The sequence below is a fragment of the Micromonospora gifhornensis genome, from assembly GCF_016863515.1.
GTDB lineage: Bacteria > Actinomycetota > Actinomycetes > Mycobacteriales > Micromonosporaceae > Micromonospora > Micromonospora gifhornensis.
The window spans coordinates 234,499-259,612 of record NZ_BOPA01000019.1; the positions used below are offsets into that span (position 1 = coordinate 234,499).

General features: G+C 71.2%; 19 protein-coding genes. 11 read left to right on the plus strand and 8 right to left on the minus strand.

Annotated features, from left to right (window positions below):
* Window position 1 precedes the first annotated feature (1 nt).
* Both Vgi01_RS14605 and Vgi01_RS14610 read left to right on the plus strand, forming a co-directional pair.
* On the plus strand, window positions 2-838 hold the full coding sequence (locus Vgi01_RS14605; protein ID WP_013734785.1) for a carbohydrate ABC transporter permease: 837 nt from the start codon (window positions 2-4) through the stop codon (window positions 836-838).
* A gap of 11 nt (window positions 839-849) precedes the next feature.
* Window positions 850-2,058: an ABC transporter ATP-binding protein gene (locus Vgi01_RS14610; protein ID WP_204291361.1), complete on the plus strand. Its 1,209-nt coding sequence runs from the start codon at window positions 850-852 to the stop codon at window positions 2,056-2,058.
* Between the two features lie 162 nt (window positions 2,059-2,220).
* Here the strand turns inward: Vgi01_RS14610 and Vgi01_RS14615 are convergent, their stop codons facing one another.
* Window positions 2,221-3,975, minus strand: coding sequence for an L-lactate permease (locus tag Vgi01_RS14615; RefSeq protein ID WP_204291362.1), 1,755 nt, complete (start codon window positions 3,973-3,975; stop codon window positions 2,221-2,223).
* 260 nt (window positions 3,976-4,235) lie between these two features.
* Here Vgi01_RS14615 and Vgi01_RS14620 point away from each other — a divergent pair, with 260 nt between their 5' ends.
* Window positions 4,236-4,649 carry a hypothetical protein gene (locus Vgi01_RS14620; RefSeq protein ID WP_204291363.1) on the plus strand — a complete coding sequence of 138 codons (414 nt, stop codon included), beginning with the start codon at window positions 4,236-4,238 and terminating at the stop codon, window positions 4,647-4,649.
* Here the strand turns inward: Vgi01_RS14620 and Vgi01_RS14625 are convergent.
* The 3 genes from Vgi01_RS14625 to Vgi01_RS14635 all read right to left on the minus strand — a co-directional run bounded on the left by Vgi01_RS14625 (window position 4,633) and on the right by Vgi01_RS14635 (window position 7,228).
* A complete protein-coding gene (locus Vgi01_RS14625) occupies window positions 4,633-5,703 on the minus strand; it encodes a winged helix DNA-binding domain-containing protein (RefSeq protein ID WP_204291389.1) in 1,071 nt (356 codons plus the stop codon). The two genes, Vgi01_RS14620 and Vgi01_RS14625, sit on opposite strands and share 17 nt — an antisense overlap.
* Window positions 5,704-6,088: 385 nt before the next feature.
* Window positions 6,089-6,676 carry an HAD family hydrolase gene (locus Vgi01_RS14630; protein WP_238358824.1) on the minus strand — a complete coding sequence of 196 codons (588 nt, stop codon included), beginning with the start codon at window positions 6,674-6,676 and terminating at the stop codon, window positions 6,089-6,091.
* Between the two features lie 63 nt (window positions 6,677-6,739).
* Window positions 6,740-7,228 carry a GNAT family N-acetyltransferase gene (locus Vgi01_RS14635; protein WP_204291364.1) on the minus strand — a complete coding sequence of 163 codons (489 nt, stop codon included), beginning with the start codon at window positions 7,226-7,228 and terminating at the stop codon, window positions 6,740-6,742.
* A 168-nt stretch (window positions 7,229-7,396) separates the two neighbouring features.
* Between Vgi01_RS14635 and wrbA the strand changes: the two genes are divergently transcribed.
* Window positions 7,397-8,014, plus strand: coding sequence for an NAD(P)H:quinone oxidoreductase (wrbA, locus tag Vgi01_RS14640; RefSeq protein WP_204291365.1), 618 nt, complete (start codon window positions 7,397-7,399; stop codon window positions 8,012-8,014).
* 87 nt (window positions 8,015-8,101) lie between these two features.
* Here the strand turns inward: wrbA and Vgi01_RS14645 are convergent, their stop codons facing one another.
* The gene (locus Vgi01_RS14645) at window positions 8,102-10,024 is read right to left on the minus strand and encodes an anthranilate synthase family protein (RefSeq protein ID WP_204291366.1); all 1,923 of its coding nucleotides are present in this window, start codon (window positions 10,022-10,024) and stop codon (window positions 8,102-8,104) included.
* 255 nt (window positions 10,025-10,279) lie between these two features.
* Between Vgi01_RS14645 and Vgi01_RS14650 the strand changes: the two genes are divergently transcribed.
* The 3 genes from Vgi01_RS14650 to Vgi01_RS14660 all read left to right on the plus strand — a co-directional run bounded on the left by Vgi01_RS14650 (window position 10,280) and on the right by Vgi01_RS14660 (window position 14,736).
* Complete coding sequence (locus Vgi01_RS14650) at window positions 10,280-11,665, plus strand: FGGY family carbohydrate kinase (RefSeq protein ID WP_204291367.1); 1,386 nt, start codon at window positions 10,280-10,282, stop codon at window positions 11,663-11,665.
* A 120-nt stretch (window positions 11,666-11,785) separates the two neighbouring features.
* The gene (locus Vgi01_RS14655) at window positions 11,786-14,317 is read left to right on the plus strand and encodes a sensor histidine kinase (RefSeq protein WP_204291368.1); all 2,532 of its coding nucleotides are present in this window, start codon (window positions 11,786-11,788) and stop codon (window positions 14,315-14,317) included.
* Window positions 14,314-14,736: a roadblock/LC7 domain-containing protein gene (locus Vgi01_RS14660; protein ID WP_102657482.1), complete on the plus strand. Its 423-nt coding sequence runs from the start codon at window positions 14,314-14,316 to the stop codon at window positions 14,734-14,736. Before Vgi01_RS14655 ends, Vgi01_RS14660 begins: the two co-directional genes overlap by 4 nt.
* A 125-nt stretch (window positions 14,737-14,861) precedes the next feature.
* Here Vgi01_RS14660 and Vgi01_RS14665 read toward each other — a convergent pair whose 3' ends face one another.
* Complete coding sequence (locus Vgi01_RS14665; RefSeq protein ID WP_204291369.1) at window positions 14,862-16,091, minus strand: MFS transporter; 1,230 nt, start codon at window positions 16,089-16,091, stop codon at window positions 14,862-14,864.
* A 57-nt stretch (window positions 16,092-16,148) separates the two neighbouring features.
* Window positions 16,149-16,952, minus strand: a complete 804-nt coding sequence (locus Vgi01_RS14670) for a DUF3152 domain-containing protein (RefSeq protein WP_204291370.1) — start codon at window positions 16,950-16,952, stop codon at window positions 16,149-16,151.
* Window positions 16,953-17,095: 143 nt separating this feature from the next.
* On the opposite strand from Vgi01_RS14670, the gene Vgi01_RS14675 reads away from it, so the two are divergent.
* Together Vgi01_RS14675 and Vgi01_RS14680 are read left to right on the plus strand one after the other, a co-directional pair.
* Complete coding sequence (locus tag Vgi01_RS14675) at window positions 17,096-17,599, plus strand: SigE family RNA polymerase sigma factor (RefSeq protein WP_102657480.1); 504 nt, start codon at window positions 17,096-17,098, stop codon at window positions 17,597-17,599.
* Window positions 17,596-18,330: a hypothetical protein gene (locus tag Vgi01_RS14680; RefSeq protein ID WP_102657479.1), complete on the plus strand. Its 735-nt coding sequence runs from the start codon at window positions 17,596-17,598 to the stop codon at window positions 18,328-18,330. Before Vgi01_RS14675 ends, Vgi01_RS14680 begins: the two co-directional genes overlap by 4 nt.
* A gap of 32 nt (window positions 18,331-18,362) precedes the next feature.
* On the opposite strand, the gene Vgi01_RS14685 is transcribed toward Vgi01_RS14680, so the two are convergent.
* On the minus strand, window positions 18,363-19,856 hold the full coding sequence (locus Vgi01_RS14685) for a GH1 family beta-glucosidase (protein ID WP_102657478.1): 1,494 nt from the start codon (window positions 19,854-19,856) through the stop codon (window positions 18,363-18,365).
* A 961-nt stretch (window positions 19,857-20,817) separates the two neighbouring features.
* Here Vgi01_RS14685 and Vgi01_RS14690 point away from each other — a divergent pair.
* Complete coding sequence (locus Vgi01_RS14690; protein ID WP_199180153.1) at window positions 20,818-23,709, plus strand: glycoside hydrolase family 48 protein; 2,892 nt, start codon at window positions 20,818-20,820, stop codon at window positions 23,707-23,709.
* Between the two features lie 452 nt (window positions 23,710-24,161).
* On the plus strand, window positions 24,162-25,043 hold the full coding sequence (locus tag Vgi01_RS14695; protein ID WP_204291371.1) for a phosphatase PAP2 family protein: 882 nt from the start codon (window positions 24,162-24,164) through the stop codon (window positions 25,041-25,043).
* Window positions 25,044-25,114 lie beyond the last annotated feature (71 nt).

Sequence of the window (25,114 nt, forward strand, 5' to 3'; positions counted from 1 at the left end):
CATGGCTGACACCACCGCCCGCCGCGCCAAGCTGCAGTGGGGCCTGCTGAACGCCGTAGTGGTCGTCTTCGCCCTGATCCCGGTGCTGTGGATCATGTCGCTGTCGTTCAAGACCCCGGCCACCCTCACCGACGGGAAGTTCATCCCCCGGGAGTGGACGCTCGACAACTACCGCAACATCTTCGGCACCGACCAGTTCGTCCGGGCGCTGATCAACTCGATCGGCATCGCGATGATCGCGACAGTGATCGCCGTCGTGCTCGGCGCGATGGCCGCGTACGCGATCTCCCGGCTGGACTTCCCCGGCAAGCGGCTGCTGATCGGGGTGTCCCTGCTGATCGCGATGTTCCCGCAGGTGTCGCTTGTCTCGCCGCTGTTCGAGATCGAGCGGCAGCTGGGTCTGTTCGACACCTGGCCGGGTCTGATCCTGCCGTACATCACCTTCGCGTTGCCGCTGGCGATCTACACGCTGTCGGCGTTCTTCAAGCAGATCCCGTGGGACCTGGAGAAGGCGGCCAAGATGGACGGCGCGACCCAGGCGCAGGCGTTTCGGCGGGTGATCGCCCCGCTGGCCGCGCCGGGCCTGTTCACCACGGCGATCCTGGTCTTCATCTTCTGCTGGAACGACTTCCTGTTCGCCATCTCGCTGACCTCCACCGAGCGGTCCCGCACGGTGCCGGTGGCGCTGTCGTTCTTCACCGGCGCTTCGCAGTTCGAGGACCCGACCGGGGCCATCTGCGCCGCCGCCGTGGTGATCACCGTACCGATCATCTTGTTCGTCCTCTTCTTCCAGCGCCGCATCGTCTCCGGCCTGACCTCCGGCGCCGTCAAGGGATAGGTGGGTTTCTCATGGCTGACATCGTGCTCGACAAGGTGAGCAAGAAGTTCCCGGACGGCACCACGGCGGTGCGGGACGTCGACCTGGAGATCGCCGACGGCGAGTTCGTGATCCTGGTCGGCCCGTCCGGCTGCGGCAAGTCCACCACCCTGAACATGATCGCCGGGCTGGAGGACATCAGCTCCGGTGAGCTGCGCATCGGCGGCCAACGGGTGAACGACAAGGCGCCCCGCGACCGGGACATCGCGATGGTCTTCCAGTCGTACGCGCTGTACCCGAACATGACCGTGCGGGAGAACATGGCATTCCCGCTGCGGCTGGCCAAGATGGATCGCGCCACCATCGACCAGAAGGTCGATGAAGCGGCCAAGGTGCTGGAGCTGACCTCGCTGCTGGACCGCAAGCCGGCCAACCTCTCCGGCGGCCAGCGGCAGCGGGTGGCGATGGGTCGGGCCATCGTGCGTCAACCCAAGGCGTTCCTGATGGACGAGCCGCTGTCCAACCTGGATGCCAAGCTGCGGGTGCAGATGCGGACCGTGGTGTCCCGCCTGCAGAAACAGCTCGGCACCACCACCGTCTACGTCACGCACGACCAGACCGAGGCGATGACCCTCGGCGACCGCGTCGTGATCATGCGAGGTGGGGCGATCCAGCAGGTCGGCCCGCCGCAGGAACTGTACGACCACCCGAACAACCTCTTCGTGGCCGGCTTCATCGGCTCACCGTCGATGAACTTCCTGCCCGCGACGGTCGAGGAGGGCCGGCTGCGTACGGCGCTGGGCGACCTGCCGATCGGCGACCGGATCCGCCGCGAGTTGGAGGGCGCCGACGCGCCCCGCGAACTGATCCTCGGCATCCGTCCCGAACACTTCGAGGACGCCGAACTGGTCGACGAGCAGACCCGCGACCGGGGCATGGAGTTCACCGCACCGGTGGACATCGTCGAGTCGATGGGCTCGGACAAGTACGTCTACCTGACCGTCGAGGGAGGCCGGGCCACCGCCGCCGAGCTGGAGGAGTTGGCCGCCGACGCCGGTGCCGCCGACTTCGCCGGAGCCGGCTCGAACCTGGTCACCCGGCTGTCGGCCGAGTCCACGGTGACCGAGGGGGAGGACCGGCGGGTCTGGTTCAACCTGGAGAAGCTGCACCTGTTCGACCCGTCGAACGGCCGCAACCTGACCCTGCACGAGGGCCGCTCGGCGGGAGCGCTGGCCGGCTGAGCCCGCTGTTGACCGCCGTGTGGGTGCGCCTGTTGTCCGTCGACGCACGTTTTCAGGTTCGCCTCCCCGATGCCCGCTGACCGGCACCTTCGGGTGCATCTGTGGTTGCCAGGGCGACAACAGATGCACCCGGTGGGTGCCGCCCGCACGTACGGGCGTCCGTTACGGCACCATCCAGCTCAGCACCGGGGTCGCCTGGAGGCCGACCAGCACTGCCATCGCACAGATCAACAACACGCTCCAGCCGAACATCCGGCGGAACAGGTCGCCCTCACGGCCGTCGAGCCCCACCGCGCTCGCCGCGATCGTCAGGTTCTGCAACGAGATCATCTTGCCGACCACTCCGCCTGACGCGTTGGCCGCGGCGAGCAGCACCGGGTCCAGACCGGCGCGCTCCGCAGCGGTGACCTGGAGCGCACCGAACAGTGAGTTGGACGAGGTGTCCGAGCCGGTGAGCGCTACGCCCAGCCAGCCGAGAATCGGCGAGAGCAGCGCGAACAGGCCACCGGCACCGGCCATCCAGGTGCCCAGCGTCGCGGTCTGCCCGCTGCCGTTCATCACGAAGGCCAGCGCCAGCAGTCCGCACACGGTGAGGATCGCCCAGCGCAGCGAGGCCAGAGTCTGCCCGTACGTGACGACTGCGGTGCGCACAGTGATCCGCAGGATCGCCATCGTCACCAGTCCGGCCAGCACCAGCAGCGTGCCGGTCGAGGAGAGCCAGTTGAACCGGAAGACCGGCAACGTCGACGGCGCTCCCGATGTGGTCAGCAGGTGCAGTCCCGGCCAGTTGAAGGTCACCGTGACGGCGTTGAGCGCGTCCGCGATCGCGGGCACCTGCGACAGGCCGAAGATCGCCACGATCACCAGGTACGGGGCGTACGCCCGCCACACCTCGACCGACGTGTCCGGCGGGTCCGACGCCACCTCCGCACGGGCGGCGACCGCCACCGCCTGCTCTGTCGGCCTGCCCGGCCCTCCCGACCCGCCCGGTGCTCCCGAACGGCCCGACCGGCCCGACCCGCCCGACGCGCTCGGCTCGCCTGGCGTGACCGTCGTGCCGGGTCCTGCCGGGGCGGCGGTGTCGATCACCGGGTCGTCCTGACGCCGAGGCGGCCACAGCCGTGCGATCACGGTCACCACCACGGCGCTGACCAGCCCGGCGACGATGTCGGCCAGGGCCATCGCGAAGTAGTTCGAGGTGAGGAACTGGGCCAGCGCGAACGACAGGCCGCAGGCGAGGGCGATGTGCCAGGTCCGGCGCAGCCCTCGGCGGCCGCCGACCATGCCGACGAGCAGCAGCGGAATGAACAGTGCGATCACCGGTACCTGTCGCCCGGCCATCGCGCCCAAGTCGCCCGTCGGCAGGTCGGTCACCCGGGCCAGGGTGGTGATCGGCAGGCCGAGCGGCCCGAATGCGGCAGGCACCGTGTTGGCCACCAGCGCCACGGTGGCCGCCTTCATCGGACGGAAGCCCAATGCCAGCAGCATCACCGTGGTGATCGCGACCGGCGTGCCCTGGCCGGCCAGCCCCTCCAACAGCGAACCGAAACAGAACGCGATCACCAACGCCTGCACCTGCTGGTCGTCGCTGACCCGGGCGAACGAGCGCCGGAGCACGTCGAAGTGTCCACTCGTCACGGTCATCCGGTAGATCCAGATGGCGGTGCCGAACGTCCACACGAGCGGGAACAGCGCAAACGTCGCGCCCTGACTCGCGGTCAGCAGCGCCTGCCCGGTCGGCATCGAGTACGCCAGGATGGAGACCAGCAGCGCGACGGCGAGTGCGCCGAGCGCAGACAGCCACGCCCGTACCCGCAGCACACCGAGCAACAGGAACAGCGTGACGATCGGTAACCCGGCGACGAGGGCGCTCAACGCAAGTGAGTCGGCGAGCGGGTCCAGGATCGGACGGTACACACGCACCTCCGGGGCAGGTCGGCCGGCCGATCGCCGTACGAGTGCGCCCAGTGTGCTCGATCGACTACGTCGCGTCCTCTTCGCGATTGCGCTGTCTGCGCACAAGAAGAGTCGCGGCGGCGGCCGACGAACCACCTGGCGCGACCCCGCGAAGCAGATCTTGGTACGAAACGGCCCCCCGAGGGGCGCCTTCGTACCAAGATCTGCCGCGGTCGTCAGCGCCGTACCGGATATGGTCCGCAGAGCTGTGGGAGGACGGGATGTCGAAGGTGGTCGTTCGAGTTGTCGCTGTCGCTGGCGCGGCAGGGGCCCTCATCGCGGCTGTCGGCCTGCCCTGGGCCTGGTACGGCGACCGGGCCGTACACCTCACCGAGTTTCCGGGGTGGGTCTGGTATGCCGGCGCGGCTGTCCTGCTCAACCTGGTCACCGCGGGGGCGATCGTCGTGCCGGGGCGTCGAGGATGGCTGCTGCTGGCGGCCGGTGGGCTCGGTGTCGTCACAATCGTGGCCGCCGTCGTTGTCATGACCCGCTATGCCGACGTGTTTCTCGGCCCGGTCGTCCCTGCGGTGCGTCCGTCGCTTGGACCTGGTGGACCGGTCGCGGTGCTGGCCGCGCTCGCCAGCATGACCGCCGTCGCCGGCTCGCGGTACCTGCGGTTCAGTCGCTCCAGGTGACCCGGGGTGGCAGGGCGAGGAAGTCGGCGTACCGGTGCAGTGCCTGCTCGACCTGCTCGCGGCGGGTCGGGCCGAGGTCGGCCAGCGGATGCACCGTGAGGGTGACGCGGGTCTTGGCCAGGCTTCGTTTCCAGGTGCCGACCACCCGGCCACCGACCACGACCGTGGCCTGGAAGACACCGTTGCCGCCGGGGATGATGGCCTGCTTGTGCTCCGGGTCGAGCATCAGCGCGCGGTCCTTGTAGCCGAGCAGGTACTCGTCGAAGCCGGGCAGGGCCAGCACGTCGTCCACCTCGGTGTGGGGTGCGTCCAGCAGCGGGGTGTGCAGTACCGCCTCGGCGCCGTCGACCACAACGGTGGTCAGGTCGTCACCGGCGGCGGCGATGCCGCGTTTCGCGTCGGCGGCGGTCAGGCCGGTCCAGCCGGCGAAGTCCTGCCGGGTGGTGGGGCCGTGGCTGCGGAAGTAGCGCAGCGCCAGGGCGGCCAGCGCCTCGTCGCGGTCGAGTTGGCGCTGGTCGGGTGCCCACTCGTCGAGCAGCGCGAAGGTCTGTTCGGCGCCGATGTTGGGGGCGATGCAGGTGACGCCGCGCTGGGCCGCGTACCACAGCAGGTGGTAGCCGCGCTGGCCGGCGCCGTCGATGCCGGCCGCGACAAGCGCGGCGACGCACTCGGTGCGGGTCAGGCGGGTGCCGCCTGCCAGCGTCGCGCCCAGCACGTCGACCGCGCGGTCGGCCTCGGCCTCGGACAGGCCGAGGAACTCCCGCCGCTTCGCGGCACCGGCCAACGCGCGTACGCCGGTCAATTCCAGCAGCCAGCGGGCGTCCCGGGCCGGAACCAGGTGGATGGTGCCGCGCATCGGCCAGGTCCGCAGCGCCTCCCGGCGCTCCAGTGCGGCGTGCACGTCCGCGTGGGTCGACCCGGGCAGGCGTACGCCCAACGACCACATGCCGCTGGCCAGGTCCTGCGCCTGCATGGCACCGAACCACTCCACCACCTCGGCGACCGTGGTGAGCGGCGGGGCGGTGGCGTGCGGGCGCAACCGGAGACCGGCCATCCGCAGGGCGAGCGCCTCGGCGCCGGTCAACGCCGTCGAAACGGTGGGTGCCACGAGGTGGGCCGCCTTCCCTTGCTGCTGGTCCACCGCAGCATAGGAGTGGCCACCGACATCAGCGGGCCACCACATCCAGGCGAGTCAGCATTCCCCCTGATCGCGCTTCGCCGGGACCCCTGATCGCGCTACGCCAGCTTCGTTGGTGGCGGAGCGCGATCCCCCGTTCAGGTTCGCCGCCGCGGGGCGGCGATGCGAGTCGCCGGCAGCGGTCTTCTCAGGATGGCGCTTTCCACCCCGGGCGAGAACTGTACGAAGGGCACCTTGCGGAACTCTTGAGCAAAGGCGCGATCCTGACCGGCCGCCCGGGTGGTGTCCCGCGCCGCACCGCTCAGCCCTGGCGGGGCTGCGGCACCCGGACCGCCGCCATGCCGGCGGCTGTGGCGGATTCGATTCCGAGGTCGGCGTCCTCGAAGACCAGACAGGCCTCCGGGGGTACGCCGAGCAGTTCGGCGGCGCGCAGGAACGGCTCCGGGTCGGGCTTGGGCCGGGTGTAGTCGCCGGCGCAGACCAGCACGTCGAACCGGTCGAGGATGCCCAGCGCGCCGAGGGAGGCGGTGACCGCCTCGCGGGTACTGCCGGAAACCACCGCGAACGGGATCCGTCCGTGCGCGTCGTCGATGTGGTGCAGCACCCCGGGGATGCCGGCCGCGCTGGGCAGCAGCTGCTGGTAGAGCGCCTCCCGGCGGGCGATCACCGCCTCCAGCGGCATGTTCAGCCGTTGCTGCTCGTTGAGCGCGGCCACGATGTCGGCCGTCGGCCGTCCGGCCCAGGCGTAGAACAACTCCTCGGGGAACTCGCAGCCCCACTCGTCGAGGGCCTGCCGCCAGGCCGTGTAGTGCTGCGGCATCGAGTCGACGATGGTGCCGTCGCAGTCGAACAGGTACGCCTTGAAGTCGCCGGATGGCAGGGGGAGCATCACGCGGCCCAGGTTATCCGGCCGACGACGACCACCCGGCTCGCCGGAGGACCATCACCAGGATCAGAGCCGCTGGTACATCACGAGCAGGTCGACGTAGCTTCCGTCGGGCTGCCGGAAGCCCTCCGGGATCCGCCCGACCACCTCGAACCCCAGCGACCGCCACAACGCCACCGCCCGGGTGTTGCTGGCCACCACGGCGTTGAACTGCATCGCCCGGTAGCCGTCCGCGCGGGCCAGGTCGAGCACGTGCCGCCCGAGAGCCCGACCGATGCCACGCCCGGCCGCCCACGGGGCCACCATGAAGCTGGCGTTGGCCACATGATCGCCGGGGCCCAGCTGGTTGGGGGTCAGCTTGGCCGAGCCGAGCACGGTGCCGTCGGGGTCGACCGCGACCACCGTACGACCGGGTGGTGACACCAGCCACATGCCCCGTGCCTGCTCCTCACCCACGTCGCGGGGCCAGGTGTACGTCTGGCCGGCCGCGACGATCTCACGCAGGAAGGGCCAGATCCCCGACCAGTCGTCGGCCGTCGCGATCCTGATCTCCATGGCCGCGAGCATGCCAGCCGGCGGGCTGCCGGTGTCAATCGATATCGCCGGGTGGATTAGCGCGTGCCGCCGGCAGTCGCGACCAGGTCAGGAAGCGCCGCGAATGTTCACCGACGCGAAGTTCGGGTAACTGCGAAGCCTACTCATGATCGAGGAAGGAAGCGTGTGATGGCGGCACAGGTAAAGGTGGCGGTGATCTACTACAGCGCGACCGGCATCACGTATCAGATGGCTCAGGCGGCCCGCGAGGCCGCCGGTGACGCGGGGGCCGAGGTACGGCTGCGCAAGGTGCGGGAGTTGGCACCCGACGAGGCGATCCGGTCGAACGCGGGCTGGTCAGCGCACCACCTGGAGACCCAGCACATCGAGGAGGCGCAGCTGGACGACCTGAGCTGGGCCGACGTGGTGATCCTCGGCGCGCCGACCCGGTACGGCATGATCGCCGCCCAGCTCAAGCAGTTCATCGACACCTCCGGCCCGCTGTGGGCCCAGGGTGCGCTGGTCAACAAGGTCTACTCGGCGTTCACCTCCACCGCCACCAAGCACGGTGGGCAGGAGTCGACGCTGCTGTCGTTGTTCAACGTCTTCTACCACTGGGGTGGGATCGTGGTCACCCCCGGTTACACCGATCCCAGCCAGTTCGTCGCCGGCAACCCGTACGGCGCGTCGCACGTCAGCAACAACGGCGAGACCGCTCCGGACGACGTCGCCCTGACCGCGACGGCGCTTACCGCCCGTCGGGCGGTGCACATCGGCGCGGCGGTCAAGAAGGGCCTGGCCGGTTGAGCGTCGACGGACCGGTGGCCCGGGCGGGGGCTCTCAAACCCGCCCGGGCCACCGGCCCGTCAGCAGCGCTACCCCGGATCGGCGCTGCTATGCCTGCACGGTGGGGGACAGTTCACCGGCCGGCGCCGGCAACAGGTCCCGCAGCAGGTCGGCCAGCACGGCCAGGCCGTCCGGGCTGAGCACCGATTCCGGGTGGAACTGCACCCCGGCGAAGCCCGTGCCGCGCAGCGCGTGCACCGCCCCGTCGGCCTCGTCGCGGGCCAGTTCGACGGGACCGTACGGGCTGTCCTGCCGGTCGGCGGCGGCGCGGGCGGTGAAGGTGGCGTAGAAGCCGAGGCGTCGGGGCGTGCCGAACAGCGGCACCGTGCGTTGCAGCCCCTGGTAGGGCGCGGCGCGACGGTCGACCCGCAACCCGAGCAGCCCGGCCAGCAGTTGGTGGCCGAGGCAGACTGCGAGCGTCGGTCGGCCGTCGGCCAGCAACACCCGCAGCAGGGCCCGTAGCCGCTGCATCTTCGGGGTGTCGCTGTTCGGGTCACCGGGGCCCGGCCCGACCAGGACCAGGTCGTACCCGGACACCGGCGCGTCGGCGTGCCAGGGCTGCACGGTGACCGTCAGGCCCAGCGCCCCCAACTGGTGGGCGAGCATCCCGGTGAAGGTGTCCTCACCGTCGACGATCAGCGCCCGACGGCCGGTCAGCGCGGGCACGGCGAGCGCCCCCGGCGGCCGCTGGTCCAGCCAGAACCGGGACAGTGGCGCGTTGCGGGCCGCCAGCGCCGCGCGTACCTGCGGATCGTCGGCCAGCCGGCCCACTGGGCCGGTGCCGGCGGTCGGCGCCTGCGGCCCCAGGCCCAGGGCCGCCAGCACGCCGGCCGCCTTGGCGTGGGTCTCGGCGACCTCGGCCGCCGGGGTGGAGTGCCGCACCAGGGTGGCACCGACCGGCACCCGCAGGGCGCCGTCGGCAGCGATCTCGGCGGTACGGATGAGGATGGGCGCGTCGAGGGTCTGTCGGCCCGCGTCGTCGTGACCGAGCAGGGCCAGCACGCCCGCGTAGTAGCGGCGGCCGGTGCGCTCGTGTCGGGCGATCACCCGGCAGGCGTTCTCCATCGGGCTGCCCGTCACCGTCGGGGCGAACATGGTCTCCCGCAGCACGTCGCGGACGTCCTTCGAACCGCGACCGGCGAGCAGGTACTCGGTGTGCGCCAGGTGGGACATCTCCTTGAGGTACGGCCCGACCACCTGACCACCGTGCTCGGCCACCGTGGCCATCATCTTCAGTTCCTCGTCGAGGACCATGTACAGCTCCTCGACCTCCTTGGTGTCGGCGAGGAAACGCAGCAACGCCGCCCGGTCCGCCGCCGCGCCGGTGTGCCGGAAGGTGCCGCTGATCGGGTTCATCATGACCAGCCCGTCGTCGACGCTGACGTGCCGTTCCGGGCTGGCACCGACAAGCGTGCGGGCGCCGGTGTGCACCACGAACGTCCAGTACGCACCGCGTTCGCGCAGCAGCAGGCACCGCAACGCGGCCAGCGCGGCGGTCAACGGCGCACCCTGCACCTGAGCGTGCAGGGTGCGGTGGATGACGAAGTTGGCCCCCTCGCCGCGGCCGATCTCCTCGGCGAGCACCCGGGCGACGGTGTCGGCGTACTCGTCGTCGCTGATGTCGAAGGCCGCGCCGGTGGTGCGTACCGGACCGTCGGGCAGCGCGTCGAGGACCTCGGCCAGCGGCAACCGTGCCCGACTGTCGATGCGCAGGCACTCCAGTGGCACGCCGTCGTCGACGCAGGCGAAGCCCCGCTCCGCGACCTGCCGGAACGGCACCAGGGCCAGCGTGGTGGGGCCGGCCGCTCCGGCGGGTAACGGGATGTCGGCGAGTCGGTCGACGGTGCCGACCGGGCCGGTGAACAGGTCGAGATGCTCGGCGCCGTCGCGGCGGATCAGAGCGAACGGGCCCGGGTCGGCGCCGTCGGCGAGCGCGGCGAGCAGGTCGGTCAGCGGTGTGGGCGGTGTCATCGGTCTCCTCGGGCCGGGTGCCGCCGTCGGGGGCGGCCCACGGGCCGGAAGAGTTGACCGGCGGCCGCCTCGTCGGGCGGCCGCGTGGGAAAGCTACGCGCGGGGATGGGCCGCCGGGTCGGCGGGCCACCAGCAGGACAGTCGCGCGAGCATGCGCCCACCCTACGCGCGTGGCGGGCGCTGCGGAAGCCGTTCGACGTACCCGGGTGCACGGCAGGGTTGTGCTCGCCGAGCCAGGGGGTACGTTGACCGGCGATGAACATTCTCGCGCTGGACCTGGGCACCTCCTCGGTGCGTGGGCTCGTGCTGGGTGACGACATCCAGCCGGTGCCGGGAGCGTTGGCCCGGCGTCGGATCGACCTGACCGTCGACGACGAGGGCACCGGCACCCTCGATGCCCGCAGCTACCTGGCCTGCCTGTTCGACTGCCTGGACGAGTTGAACGAGCAGGGCTGGCTGCGCGAGGTGGAGCTGGTGGCGATCAGCGCGCAGTGGCACTCCGTACTGCCGCTCGGCGTCGACGGTCAGCCGCTCGGCCCGGTGCTCACCTGGCTGGACACCCGGCCCGAGCCCGCCCCGACGCAGACCGGCCCGGCCGATCCGGACGCCTACCACCAACGCACCGGCACCTGGTGGCACCGCTGCTACTGGTCGGTGCGGCTGCCCTGGCTGCGGGCCCGGTGCGGCAGCCCGGTGGCCCGGTTCGTCGGCCTGGTCGAGTACGCCCTCAGCCAGCTGCTCGACGACGCGCCGATGTCGATGTCCCAGGCGTCCGGCACCGGCCTGCTGGACATCAGCACCCTCGACTGGGACCCGGAGGCCTGCGCGTTGGCCGGTGTCGGCGGCGACGAACTGCCGCAACTGGCACCGTCTCACTGGCGGGGACGGCTGCGTCCGGCGTACGCCCGCCGGTGGCCGGCGTTGGCGCGGGCGTCCTGGTCGCCGCCGATCGGTGACGGTGCCGCCTCCAACGTCGGCTCCGGCTGCATCGACCACACCCGGGCGGCGGTGACCGTGGGCACCTCGTCGGCGGTGCGGCTGCTGCAACGGATGCCCGCGCACGCGCCGCTGGCCCCGCTGCCCCCGCGGCTCTGGCGCTACCGTGTCGACCACGAGCACGTGGTCACCGGGGCGGCGTACTCCTCCGGGGGGAACGTGTTCGCGTGGGCCGATCGGGAGTTGCGGCTCCCCGAGGGCCCGGCGCTGGAGGCGGCGCTGTGGGGGCTGTCGCCCGGTGACCGGCGCCCGGTGAACGTGGCCCTCGGCGGTAATCGGCCACCGGGCAGCCGTCGCGCCGGCTCGGGTGAGCTGGGCGGGTTGAGCTTCAGCACCACCGCGGTGCAGATGCTGGCCGGACTGATGTACGGCGTGTGCGAGCAGGTCGTCGACGACCTGGCCGCGCTGGAGTCCACCGTCGGCGCGCCGGTGGAGGTGGTCCTCGGCGGCGGGGCGATGGCCGCCTCGCCGTGGTGGCGGGCGGCATTCGTCGAGGTGCTGGCACCCCGGCAGGTACGTTTCGGGCGGCATCCGGAGATCGGCGCGACAGGTGCCGCGCTGGTCGCCTGTGACCGCATCGCCGACGCCGTCGAACCGGCCGATATCGGCCAGACGGATGATCAAAGCTCGCCGGGCACGGCATAGGGTGACGCCCGGCGGTGCTCTCCTGAACCAACGTAAGGGCAGGGCGTTGACACTGGTCCGGGACCTGGTTGGATAACGGGCGCTCCCCGGGCCGCGGCGGACGCGTGGGAGGAGGAGCTCGTGGCAGCAGGACCGGACCAGGCCTCGACGGTGTCGCACCATCGTCGGCGGCGGTTCGATGTCCGGGTGGTGCCCCACCGCCGCCGTTCGGCGCTGCGGCTGCGGGACTGGCGGATGCGCACCAAGCTCGCCACGGTGCTGGTGATTCCGTCGGTCGCCTTCCTGGTCCTGGCGGGGGTGCAGACCCAGAGCCTGGTCAGCCGGGCCAACACATTGAGTGACTTCGCTGCGCAGGTGGGCATCGGGCCGGAGATCGCCGACCTGGTGCACTGGTTGCAGCAGGAACGCGACCGCACCGCCGGTGAGCTGTCCGCGTTGCGGGCCGCCTCCTCCGAGGAGGAGAGCGCGCAGGTGGTGGAGGTGCTGAGGCCGTACCGCGACGGCGTCGACCAGGCAGCGCAGGCGTTGCACCGGGCCGCCGAGCCGGTGGGCAAGGGCGACTCATCCTGGGCGGAGACCTACTCGGTGGCCCACCAGGCGTACCAGCAGATCCTCTACATGCGCAACGTGATGACCACCGTGGTGTTGAGTGACGACACCATCCTCGGCAACTATCACCGGGCGGTCGACGCGCTGCTGACCCTGCTCGCCCAGCCGTCGCCGGGCGCCGAACGGCCGGAGTTGTCCGACGCGGTGCTGCGCTACGTGCAGTTCGCCCGGGCCAAGGATCTCTCCTCGCGGGTACGCGCGGAGCTCTACGCCGCCGCCCGCAACGGTGGGTACCAGGACAACGACCGGGTGCAGCTCAACGATCTACGATCGCGGCAGCTGACGGCGTTGGGCGCGTTCCGTGTCGCGGCGAGCAACGCACAGGTGGCCCGCTACGACCAGATGAGCCAGCTGGATCCCTTCGTCCGGGCCGGCCGGCTGGAGGACCGGGCGCTGACCCAGAACCCGACCGCGCTGACGTTGCTGGCCGACGACGACTGGTGGACGTTCAGCGAGGTCCGCCATGACCTGCTGAGAGATTTCGAAGCCGAGATCCTCGCGGACTCCGCGACTCAGGCGGAGCGGGCCAGCGACGCCCAGCTGCGGGAGACGCTGCTGATGGTCGGAGTGATCATCACGGTGCTGCTGGTGGCCGTGCTGATCTCGGTGCTGATCGGCCGGTCGATGGCCCGGTCGATCCGCCTGCTGCGCTCGCAGGCGTTGCGGATCGCGCAGATCGAGCTGCCCGACGCGTTGGCCCGCTTGCGGTCGGTCTCCGGCGGTGTGCCGCAGATCGAGGTCTCCCCGGCGGTGGTGCGGTCGCTCGACGAGATCGGTGAGCTGGCCGAGGCGTTCGTCGCGGTGCACCGCAGCGCGGTCGGGGTGGCCGTCGAGCAGGCGAACATGCGACGCAACGTCAACGCGATGTTCATCAACCTCGCCCGGCGCAGCCAGGTGCTGGTGGAACGGCAGCTGGAGCTGCTCGACGACCTGGAACGCGAGGAGAGCGACCCGGACCAGCTGGAGAACCTGTTCAAGCTGGACCATCTCGCCGCCCGTATGCGACGTAACGACGAGAGCCTGCTGGTGCTGGCCGGTACCGAGTCGACCCGCCGCTGGAACCGGCCGGTCGGGTTGAACGCGGTGCTGCTGGCGGCGAGCGCCGAGATCGAGCAGTACCAGCGGGTGCGGCACGAGGCGGTGGCCGACCTGCATCTCGTCGGGCATGCCGTCGGCGAGGTGGTGCACCTGCTCGCCGAGCTGCTGGAGAATGCCACCGCGTTCTCCCGCCCCGACACCATCGTGCAGGTGATGGCCCGCGCGGAGGGCGCCGGCGCGACGATCGAGATCGCCGACCAGGGTCTGGGTATGAGCCCGACCGCGCTGGCCGAGGCCAACGCCGTACTGGCCGAGCCGCCGGCGGCGGACGTGGCGACGGTCGAGCGGATGGGTCTGTTCGTGGTCAGCCACCTGGCGGCCCGGCACGGCATCGAGGTGCGGTTGCACGGCGGGATCGGCGGGCTGGTGGCCCGGATCCGGCTGCCCGGTGCGCTGCTGGCGGCCGCACCGCCGCCGGGTCTGGACCCGGCACCGTCGCCGCGCGGGCTGCCGGTGCCCCGCTCGCAGGTGCCGGTGACCGCCGGACAGCCGATGGAGCTGCCGGTGGCCGGGCAGCCGATGGAGTTGCCGGTGGCCGGGCGGCGACCGACCACCGTGCCCCGACAGGCTCACCCCGTGCCGGTACGCGCGGAGGACGTGCTCGCCCCGGCGGCCGCACCGGCGTCGACGGGCAGCGGATGGTGGTCCCGGGAGGGGCCGTCGTCGCCGGCCACCGCCGACAGTTCGGCACCGCCGTCGGTGCCGGTGACCGGCGGCACCAACGACCGCGGACTGCCGGTGCGGGTTCCGATGGCCCAGTTGCGCAGCGTCACCCAGCCGGCCCGTCCCGGGCAGCAGCAGGTGGCGCGGCACGACCCGGACCCGGAGGCGGTCGGCGGCATGTTGTCGAAGCTGTACAGCGGTGTGCGACGTGCCGAGGCCGAGGAGACCACCGAGATACCCGTGCCACCGCCGGGGACATGGAGTGAAGGAGGACCCAAGTGACAACGTTGTCTCAGGAGGCCCGGGACCTCAGCTGGCTGGTCAGCGGGTTCGCGGAACGGGTGCCCGGTGTGGCGCACGCCGTGGTGGTGTCCTCCGACGGACTGCTGGTCGCCATCTCCGATCACCTGCCACGCGACCACGCGGACAAGCTCGCCGCGGTGACCTCGGGCCTGATGAGCATCACCGCCGGCGCGGCCCAGATGTTCGACGGTGACGTGGTCAAGCAGACCGTGGTCGAGATGGGCCGTGGCTACTTCCTGGTGATGCAGATCCGCGACGGCTCGATCCTGGCCACCCTGGCCGCAGCGGACGCCGACATCGGTGTGGTGGGCTACGAGATGGCCCGGCTGGCGAAGCAGACGGGGGAGATGCTGACCCCGGCCCTGCGCGCCGAGCTGCAGCAGGCCCTGCCCCGCTGACCCGTTCCCGGAGGTAAGGAAGGGCACCTTGTTAACGCCTCCGGTAGTAGCGGGGCCCCTTCTTAACACTCCGGTCGGCGCGGGCCGAGGGCATCGGGCGTGGCGGGTCGGGAGGCCGAGTCCGGTCAGCGTAGGCCGAGGGCACCGGGCGTGGCCGGTCGGGAAGCGAGCCACCAGGCTGCGGTGGCGGCGACCGCGACCGCGCCGCTGAACACGAACGGCGCGCCCAGGCCGGCGAGGGTGGCAAGTGCGCCGCCGGCCAGCGCGCCCAGTGCCGTGGCGCTGTAGGTGACCAGGCGGGCAGCGGCGACGACCCGACCCAGCAACCCGCCGGGCACCAGCCGCTGCCGTACCGACAGGGCGGCGACGTTGAGCACGGCGAACGCCGCGCTGGTGGCGACCACCACGACCACGGCCACGGTCCGGTCGGCGACGACCGCCAGCAGCACCGGTACGCCTGCGGTGACCGCCATCGACCAGGTGAGTACGGTGCGGTGGCGGAACCGGGCGATCAGCCGGTCGGCGGTGAACGAGCCGAGCAGACCGCCGACCGCCCCGGTGGCCAGCAGCAGTCCGAAGCCGAACGCCCCGAGGTCGAGGGCGTCGCGGGCATACAGCACGAAGATCGCGAACCAGGCGGTGTCGGCAGCGGCCACGGCGGCGGTGACGAGCACCAGGGTCCGCAGCATCGGTTGGCGTACCAGCCAGCGCAGGCCGGCCAGGACACCGTCGCCGTCGGCGACCGGCGCGTCGTCGTCGTGGCCGGGCCGGTGGGCCAGGGTCAGCGGCAGGGACAACACAAGCATCACCGCCAGGGCGAGCGTGGCGCCGTTGACGGCGAACGGGATGGCGGCGCCGACGACGAACAGCAGTGCCCCCACCGGGGGGCCGACGAACTCGTTGCCGACGATCTCACCGGCGACGAGCCGCCCGTTCGCCTTCTCCAACTGGGCGTCCGGGACGAGCCGGGGTACGGCGGTCTGAGCAGCCGTGTCGCGGATGGTCTCGCCGACACCGAGCAGGAACGCGGCGGCCACCACGAGGGCGATGCTCGCCCAGCCCAGGGCGATCGCGGCGGCGAGCGTGCCGAGCACGACGACCCGACCGGTGTCGGCGACGGTGAGCAGGCCGCGGGCCCCACGGCGGTCGGCGAGGGCGCCGGCGAGCAGGCCGGACACCAACCAGGGCAGGAACTGGGCGGCGGCCACGGCGGCGACCGCCAGCGGATTGTCGGTGAGCGCCGCGGCCAGCAACGGGAAGGCGGCCACCCGGATGCCGTCACCGAGGTTGGCAAGCGCGGCCGCGCTCCAGAACGTCCAGAACGGCCGGCCCAGCGATCGTCGATTCCGATCCATCCCGCGAGCCTAGGCGTAGCCCGCGTCCGGCGGACACCACCCCGGGCCGTCGACGGGTCAGCCCGACAGGCCCCGGTCGCGCGGCGGGATCCGATCGTCGTAGGCCCCGGACCGCCCGGAGTAGCGGCGGCCGTCGAGGTACGGCAGGCCGTTGGGCGTACAGCCGTGCAGGCCGAGGGTCTGCTGCTGCATCACCGGCGCCGGTCGGCCACGGCCCGGGCACAGTTCGTGGCCCATGCCGAGACGGTGACCGACCTCGTGATTGACCACGTACTGACGGTAGTGGTCGACGTCGGTGCCGAAGCCGGGTGCGCCCTTGACCCAGCGGGCGACGTTGACGACCACCCGGTCACCGTTGCGGCAGGAGGTGTAGCCGTCGGGAGTGTCCTGACACAGCAGGTCCCGGGTGACCGGGGTGGCCAGATAGATGGTGAAGTCAGGGCGACGGTCGGGGCCGACCCGGCGCAGTCGCCACTGCCCACCGGCGCTCCAGCCCTGCGGGTCGGAGAGGATCCGGCTGACCTCGGCGGCGAACTCGGTGAGCGCGATGCCCTCGATGCCCCGCTCGATCGCCACCCGGTAACGCAGCAGCCGACCCGGCCCGGTCCCCGGTGTCGCCTCGCCGCGAGCGACATCCCAGCGGTTGGCGCCCCGCGCCGGGTAACTGACGACCGGTGGTGGCGTGGACACGAGCGGTGCGGCAGCCACTCTCGGTCGACCGGTCGGCGGCGCGGTGACGACCGGCGCGAACGGCGCTTCGGGCGCGGGCATCGCCGGGGCACAGCCGGCCAGCAGCACGGCGACCAGCGGTGACGCCCACGATCGGCCGCGACCTGCGGGCACCCGAGCGGCGTACGACATCATGGTTCTCCCTCCACTGCCTGCCCGGGTCGGGCGGCGGGGAGGAAGACGACAGGCATCGGTGGAAAGTTCATCCGCCGACGGCTCAACCTTTTGGTGGCCTCGCTCGTCAGGACTCACCGTGAGGCAGGCAAGAGGTGACGATGGCCAGGGGTGACGCCGAGTTCGTGGAGTTCGTCCAGGCGGCCTCCGGCCGGTTGGCCCACGCCGCGTACCTGATGACCGGCGACCACCACCAGGCCGAGGACGCCGCGCAGACCGCGTTGGTGCGTACCTATGCGTCCTGGTCGCGGGTACGCCGCGACGACCCCTACGCCTACACCCGACGAGTGATGATCAATTACATCGTGGACAACTGGCGGCGTCCGATCCGGGAGTACCCCGTCGACGAGGTTCCGCACCAGCGACGCGGTGACGTCGCCGACGAGGTCACCGCCCGGCGCTGGCTGCAGATCGCCCTCGGCGCCCTCACCGCCCGCCAACGGGCGATCGTCGTGCTGCGCTACCTGTTCGACCTGCCCGAACAGCAGGTCGCCCGCGAGCTCGACGTTTCCCTGGGCACGGTGAAGAGCACCACCTCCCGAGCCCTGGAGAAGCTGCGGCAGAACCTTGTCGAACTGCCGACCGCCCCGGGAGGGGACCGATGAACGAGACAGATCGCCTCCGCGCGGCCATCCGGGCCACCGAACCGGACGACCGGGGTCGGTTCGACGTGGACACGATCATGCGGCAGGGGCGTCGGCTGCGCCGCAGGCGACGGGTGGTCCGGGGCGGCGCGGCCCTGCTCTCGGTCATCGTGGTGGCCGTCGGCGTGGCGGCCGTGCTCCGCCAACCCGATCCGTTCGAGCGCAGCGCACAGCCCGCAGCCACCTCGTCGACGGCCACCACGGTCACCGAGCCGACCGTCGGCGCGGCGACGCCGCCACCGGCACGGCCGCCGATCGGTACGGTCCTGAGCACCGGCATCCGGTACGGCGGCGACGAGCGGGTCTTCTACTTCGTCGCCGTCGACGTGCCCCGGGCGCCCGAGGTGACGATCGGCCTGGTCGCCGGGCGGCGTTCCGTCACCGGCGCGCTGACCGTGGACTACCTGGTCAACGACGTCGAGGGCAGCGACCGCCGACCCGGCTTCCACGAGCTCGGGTACGAGCCGTCGGCGCAGCTGCTCCCCGACGATCCGGTGCCCACGTTCGGGTACTTCGTCGGACCGGCCACCCGGATCATCGGCTCGGTCGGCGGGCAGCGGATGGATGCGGAGCTGGCCAGGTGGAGCGAGGACGCCGACGTGGTGGTCTTCTGGTTCCATCCGCAGGTGCTGCGCCCAGGGCAGCGGCTCGACGGCATCCTCGCCTGGGACGCGCAGGGCCGGCGGCTCTGATCCGTCCGCCGGCCCTGCGCGTCACCCGGGTCTCACACCGCGTTGTCGGCGATGACCTGGCGGTACCAGTGGGCGCTGCGCTTGAGCACGCGCCGCTGGGTGGGGTAGTCGATGTAGATCAGTCCCCAGCGCTGGTCGTAGCCCTCGGCCCACTCGAAGTTGTCGAGCAGCGACCAGACGTGGAAGCTCTCCAGGGGCACACCGTCGGTGACGGCGCGGTGGGCGGCGGCCAGGTGGTCGCGCAGGAAGGTGACCCGGCCGGTGTCCTCGACGGTGCCGTCGGCGGCGAGGACGTCGGGGGTGGGCAGCCCGTTCTCGGTGACGGTGAGCGGGATCGGGCCGTAGTCGCGGGTGACCCGGGTCAGGATGTCGTACATCCCGTCCGGGTAGATCTGCTGCCAGCTCGCCTCGGAGGTGGGCCAGCGGCGCATCGTGCCGCCGTTGGCGGTGACGTAGATCGGGGTGTAGTACTGCACCGCGAGCACGTCGACGGGGGAGGAAATGATCTCCAGGTCGCCGTCGCGGATGCCCCGGACCATCCGACTGGTCGGCCCGAGGTCGGCCAGGACGTCCTCCGGGTAGCTGCCCTTGAGGGCGGAGTCGAGGTAGAGGCGGTTCTCGTAGCCGTCGTACAGCCGGGTGGCCTCGGCGGCGGCGGGCGAGTCGTCGGCGGGGTAGCAGGGGTGCAGGTTGAAGGCCGGCCCGATGCGGCCGGTGCCGCCGTCGGCGCGCAGCGCCTGCACCGCGAGGCCGTGGGCGAGTTGCAGATGGTGGGCGACGAGGTAGGCGGCGTCCGGGTCCTGCCGGCCGGGGGCGTGGTGGCCGTACAGGTAGCCGTTCTGCACGACGGTCTTGGGCTCGTTGATGGTGAGCCAGACGGGCACCCGGTCGCCGAGCGCCTCGAACACGGTCGCCGCGTAGTCGGCGAAGCGGTACGCCACGTCGCGGGACTCCCAGCCGCCGGCGTCCTGCAGCGTCTGCGGCAGGTCCCAGTGGAACAGGGTGGCCATCGGGGAGATGCCACGCTCGTGCAGCCCGTCGACCAGGCGACGGTAGAAGTCGATGCCCCGCTGGTTGGCGGCGCCGGTGCCGTCGGGCTGGATGCGCGGCCAGGAGATGGAGAACCGGTAGCTGCGCAGCCCCAGGTCGCGCATCAGATCGAGGTCTTCGGCGTAGCGGTGGTAGTGGTCGGCGGCGACGTCACCGGTGTCGCCGTTGCGGATGCGTCCCGGCGTGTGGCTGAAGGTGTCCCAGACCGACTCGCCCCGGCCGTCTTCCTTGGCGGCGCCTTCGATCTGGTACGCCGAGGTGGCTGCGCCCCAGCCGAAGTTCACCGGGAACTGCAGCCGGGCGGCGGAGCTGGCGGTCGGCTCGGTGGGTGCGGCATCCTCGCCGGTCTGGCAACCGGCGAGGGCGGTGGCGCCGGCTGCGGTGGTGACCGCGCCCAGTGCGGCGCCGGCCGGCGTCACGGCGGTGGCCGACAGCGCCGCGCGGCGCAGCAGGTGGCGCCTGGTGAGCATCGACATGGGTTCTCCTCGTGGGTGGGGTGGCCGCCGCGCCCCTCGGGAGCGCTCCCAATAAAGCGTAAGGGGTGGGCGGCCGCCGCTGGCGCATGATCGTCGTAGATCACGGACGACCGCGATGGCGGCGGAGACAAAGGTGGGGGGTTCTGGCGGTCAGCCGGTCGGGCGTCGGGTGTGGCGGGACCGGGGTGCGCCGAGTTCCGCGGGCGGACCGGCGGCGTGCTCCCGGATGTGGTCGGCGGGGCAGCGCACGGTCGGCGGGCGGGGCATACTGCCGTGCGGGGCGCGCGGGTGATGCGCGTCTGACCCGTCGGCCTCTTTTCCCATCGTTAACGGGGGTTTAGTGTGGGGACGGGGGAGGGCAACCCCCGTCCCCACTGTGTTGCGGTACACGCACGTGCGGATTGGCGTCCCAGTCGTGCGTGTCGCGCGGGAGCCGGGCCACGCGAGTGGCTTGAGGATCCACCTCCCCTCACTGTGGTGGGGTGACGGCTGACGGCGGTGTCCGGGCTGGCCCGCCGTCGGCCTGCGGTCTTAGTACCCGTTGCTGTGGGCACAGCGCCGGGTAATCCAATGCTTGGAGCTCCGTCGATGGAAGCGCTCCCATCGACGTTGTTTGCGACTGTAACGCCCGTCACGGCTTTGTGAAAGCCCCAAAATAAGATCGAAACAACCGAGTGCTTCCGGAAGTATGATCTCTGGTGCTGGGAGCGCTTCCATGGCACACTGTCGATCGACCACGTGGAGCCAGGTATGCGTGAGCGTGGGGCCGCCGAGGGCTTCCGGTGTATCCGGTACGGCGCCCTGATCGCAGTGGGTGTCTGACGACGACCTGCTGCGTTCCGGCCCGTCGGCCGGCCCACCACCATCCACCGGCGTCTCGCGTCCTGTCGTCTGCGAGGCGTCCCGCCGGGGCGGCACCGCACCCGGCCTGGTTCGAGGAGACACCGCGCAGATGAGAAATCTGGCAAGACGTCGCCGCCTGGCGTGGCTCGCCGCCGCGGCACTGGCGATCGGCGGGGTGACCGTACCCGCCGGCGCCGCGCAGGCCGCACCGGCCTGCGACGTGGTCTATGAGACCAATGACTGGAGCAACGGCTTCACCGCCAACATCGTCCTCAAGAACCTCGGCGACCCGGTCAACGGCTGGACGTTGCGGTTCGCCTTCCCCGGCAACCAGCGGGTCACCAACGGCTGGTCGGCCCGGTGGAGCCAGAGCGGCAACGAGGTCACCGCCGTCAACGAGGCGTGGAACGGCAGCATGGCCACCGGCGCCAGCACCACCATCGGCTTCAACGGCTCGTACACCGGCAGCAACCCGAAGCCGACCTCGTTCTCCGTCAACGGGGTCACCTGCGGTGGCGTCGCCCAGCAGCCTCCGACGGTGAGCCTGTCGGTCCCCGCCGGCCCGTTCACCGCCCCGGCGACCGTGCCGCTGACCGCCACCGCGAGCGACCCGGACGGCACCATCGCCCGCGTCGAGTTCTACCGCAACGGCCTGCTGGTCAACACCGACACCACCGCGCCGTACGCGTACACCCTGGAGAGCCTGCCGGCCGGTGACTACACGGTGCAGGCCCGGGCGTACGACAACAGCGGGCTGTCGGCGATCGCCGAGCGGTCGTTCAGCGTCACCGCGTCCACCGCGCCGGCGGTGGTGGCCACCCCGACCGCGCTGACCGTGCCCGAGGGCGGCAGCTCCACGTTCAACATCAAGCTCAGCCGCGCGCCGTCGGCTAACGTCTCGGTGAGCCTGACCCGCACCGGTGACACCGACATCACCGTCCCGTCGACGCCGCTGACGCTTACCACCAGCAACTGGAACAATGGCGTCGACGTGACCGTCCAGGCCGCCGAGGACGCCGACACCGTCGGTGGCACCGCGACGATCACCGCCTCGGCCACCGGCCACACGCCGGCGACGGTCACCGTCACCGAGATCGACAACGACGTGCCGGGCGGCGACGGCGAGTACGTGCAGCGCTTCCTCACCCAGTACAACAAGATCAAGAACTCGGGCTACTTCAGCCCGGAGGGCGTGCCGTACCACTCGATCGAGACGCTGATCGTCGAGGCGCCCGACCACGGCCACCAGACCACCTCCGAGGCGTTCAGCTTCTGGCTGTGGCTGGAGGCGTACTACGGTCGGGTCACTCAGAACTGGGCGCCGTTCAACAACGCCTGGACGGTGATGGAGACCTACATCATCCCGTCCACGGCCGACCAGCCGACCGCCGGTTCCGCCGGTGACGCCACCTACGCCGCCGAGAACGACCTGCCCAACCAGTACCCGTCGCAGCTGGACGCGAACGTGCCGGTCGGCAAGGACCCGCTGCGCGCGGAACTGCAGCAGACCTACGGCACCGGCAGCATCTACGGCATGCACTGGCTGCTGGACGTGGACAACGTCTACGGCTTCGGCCGCTGCGGCAACGGCACCACCCGTCCCGCGTACATCAACACCTTCCAGCGGGGCACCCAGGAGTCGGTGTGGGAGACCGTGCCGCACCCCTCCTGCGACACCTTCGCCCACGGCGGCCCGAGCGGCTACCTCGACCTGTTCATCAAGGAGTCCGGCACCCCGGCCAAGCAGTGGAAGTACACCAACGCCCCGGACGCCGACGCCCGCGCCGTGCAGGCCGCCTACTGGGCGCTGACCTGGGCCAAGGAGCAGAACAAGCAGGCCGACGTGGCGGCGACCGTGACCAAGGCCGCCAAGATGGGTGACTACCTGCGGTACGCGCTGTTCGACAAGTACTTCAAGCGCATCGGTAACTGCGTCGGGGCCACCCAGTGCCCGGCCGGTAACAACCGCGAGTCCGCCCACTACCTGCTCTCCTGGTACTACGCCTGGGGCGGCGCGTACGAGACCAGCCAGAACTGGTCGTGGCGGATCGGTTCCAGCCACAGCCACTTCGGCTACCAGAACCCGTTCGCGGCCTGGGCGCTGACCAACGTCAACGAGCTCAAGCCGCGCTCGTCGACCGCGGCGGCGGACTGGAACAACAGCCTCACCCGGCAGTTGGAGCTCTACACCTGGCTCCAGTCGGCCGAGGGTGGCATCGCCGGTGGCGCGACCAACAGCTGGGGCGGGCACTACGGCACGCCGCCGGCCGGCACCGCCACCTTCTACGGCATGTTCTACGACGAGGACCCGGTCTACAACGACCCGCCGTCGAACCAGTGGTTCGGCATGCAGGCCTGGTCGATGCAGCGCATCGCCGAGCTGTACCTGGTCAGCGGTGACGCCCGCGCCAAGGCCCTGCTCGACAAGTGGGTGCCGTGGGCCATCGCCAACACCACCCTGGGTGAGGACTGGTCCATCCCGGCCGATCTGAAGTGGACCGGCCAGCCCAACAACTGGAACCCGACCAACCCGCAGCCGAACACCAACCTGCACGTCGAGGTGATCGCCAAGGGTCAGGACGTCGGCATCGCCGCCTCCTACGCCCGTACGCTGATCGCCTACGCGGCCAAGTCGGGCAACGTGGCGGCGAAGAACACCGCCAAGGGCCTGCTCGACGCGCTGCACGGCGAGAGCGACGCGCAGGGTGTGTCGACGGTGGAGAAGCGTGGCGACTACCGGCGCTTCGACGACGTCTACGACGCCTCCACCGGGCAGGGCCTGTACATCCCGCAGGGCTGGACCGGCCGCATGCCCAACGGTGACGTGATCGCCCCGGGCAAGAGCTTCGTCGACATCCGGTCGTTCTACAAGAACGACCCGGCGTGGCCGAAGGTCCAGGCGTACCTCGACGGTGGGCCGGAGCCGGAGTTCCGCTACCACCGGTTCTGGGCCCAGGCGGACGTCGCGATGGCGTACGCCGACTACGGGAAGCTGTTCCCCAACGGCTGAACGACGTCCTCCGGGTGGGCGGTGACCCACCCGGAGGCTCCGGCCGGGCCTCGGGGGTAGAGGCAGGACCGGCCGGCGGCCTGACACCCACGGTCAGGCCGGGGTGGGTCGGCCCTCTGGCCGACGCAGCGGAGAAGCCGACCCACCCCACCGCCCCCCGATTCGACAGTGACACCACGCAGATCGTGAAAAAAAGTGACCGCCTCGGGATAACAACACCGCCGAGGACGGAGTAACGTACATCACCGGAGAGGCCGCTCCCCCCGTGGCGGCCTCTCCCTTTTGCTGTTGCGGCCACACCCCTTCTCGCCGTCGGCCCGAAGCCACGCAACATCTCCGTCCGGCCGCCGTGCCGCCCAGCGTTGCCCCTGCTCAGCTGCGCCTGACGTCGGTGCCGACGCGGTCGGCGGGCCACTGGCAGACCGCCGGGCGACGGCGGCTAAGTTGTCCGGGTGCGCGTGACGCCGAGGGGTGGGACTGCGGTCTGGTTGGTCTTGCTGGCCCTTGTCCAGACGGCGGCCTTCATCGTCGTCTGGCGATTCGCCCTCTACACCGACGTCGGCCAATGGATCGACACGGTGGCATTGACCGGCAACCGGATCGGCCGTGACCACATTGAGGATCCGGTGGACCGGATCCTCAACGCGATGTCCGTGGTGTCGCTGCTGGCAGCCACTGTGACGATCGGGTTCATCGCGTTGATCCGGGGCCGGGTGGCCCTGGCGGTGGCGGCCACCCTGCTGATCGCCGGCGCCAACGTCACCACCCAACTGCTCAAGTACGGCCTGGCCCGGCCCGACTACGGCATCGACCCGGAACGGGCGTACGTGGGCAACAGCCTGCCCAGCGGACACACCACCGTCGCCGCCTCGGTGGCGGTGGCGCTGGTGCTCGTCCTGCCACCCAAGGGCCGGGCCTTCGCCGCCGTGGTCGGTGCCGCCTACGCCGCCGTCGCCGGGGTGGCGACCCTCTCGGCGGGCTGGCACCGTCCCAGCGACGCGGTGGCCGCGTTCCTCGTGGTCGGCGTGTGGGCGGCGCTGGCCGGCCTGCTGCTGCTGATCACCCAGCGGGAACAGGCGAAGGTCTCCTCGGCCGACGCGCACCGGGGCGTCGCGCTGCTGCTCGGCCTCGGCGGACTCCTGGCGATCGCGGGCTGCGCGCTGGCACTGTCCTGGCTGGTGGGGCAGCGCACCACCGCGCCGGCCGAGTTGCCCCGCCACCCCCTGTTCGTCGGGTACGCCGGCAGCGCCGCCGGCATCGCCGGAACGATGGGGGTGGTCATGGCGCTGGTCCTCTCCGCAGTGCACCGCATCGTCCCCCGCCACAAGGGCTGACCGGCCCTGACCTCTGCCACAACACCACCGCGTCCGGACTTGCCCGCAAGATCGTGCTCGATCCAGGATCG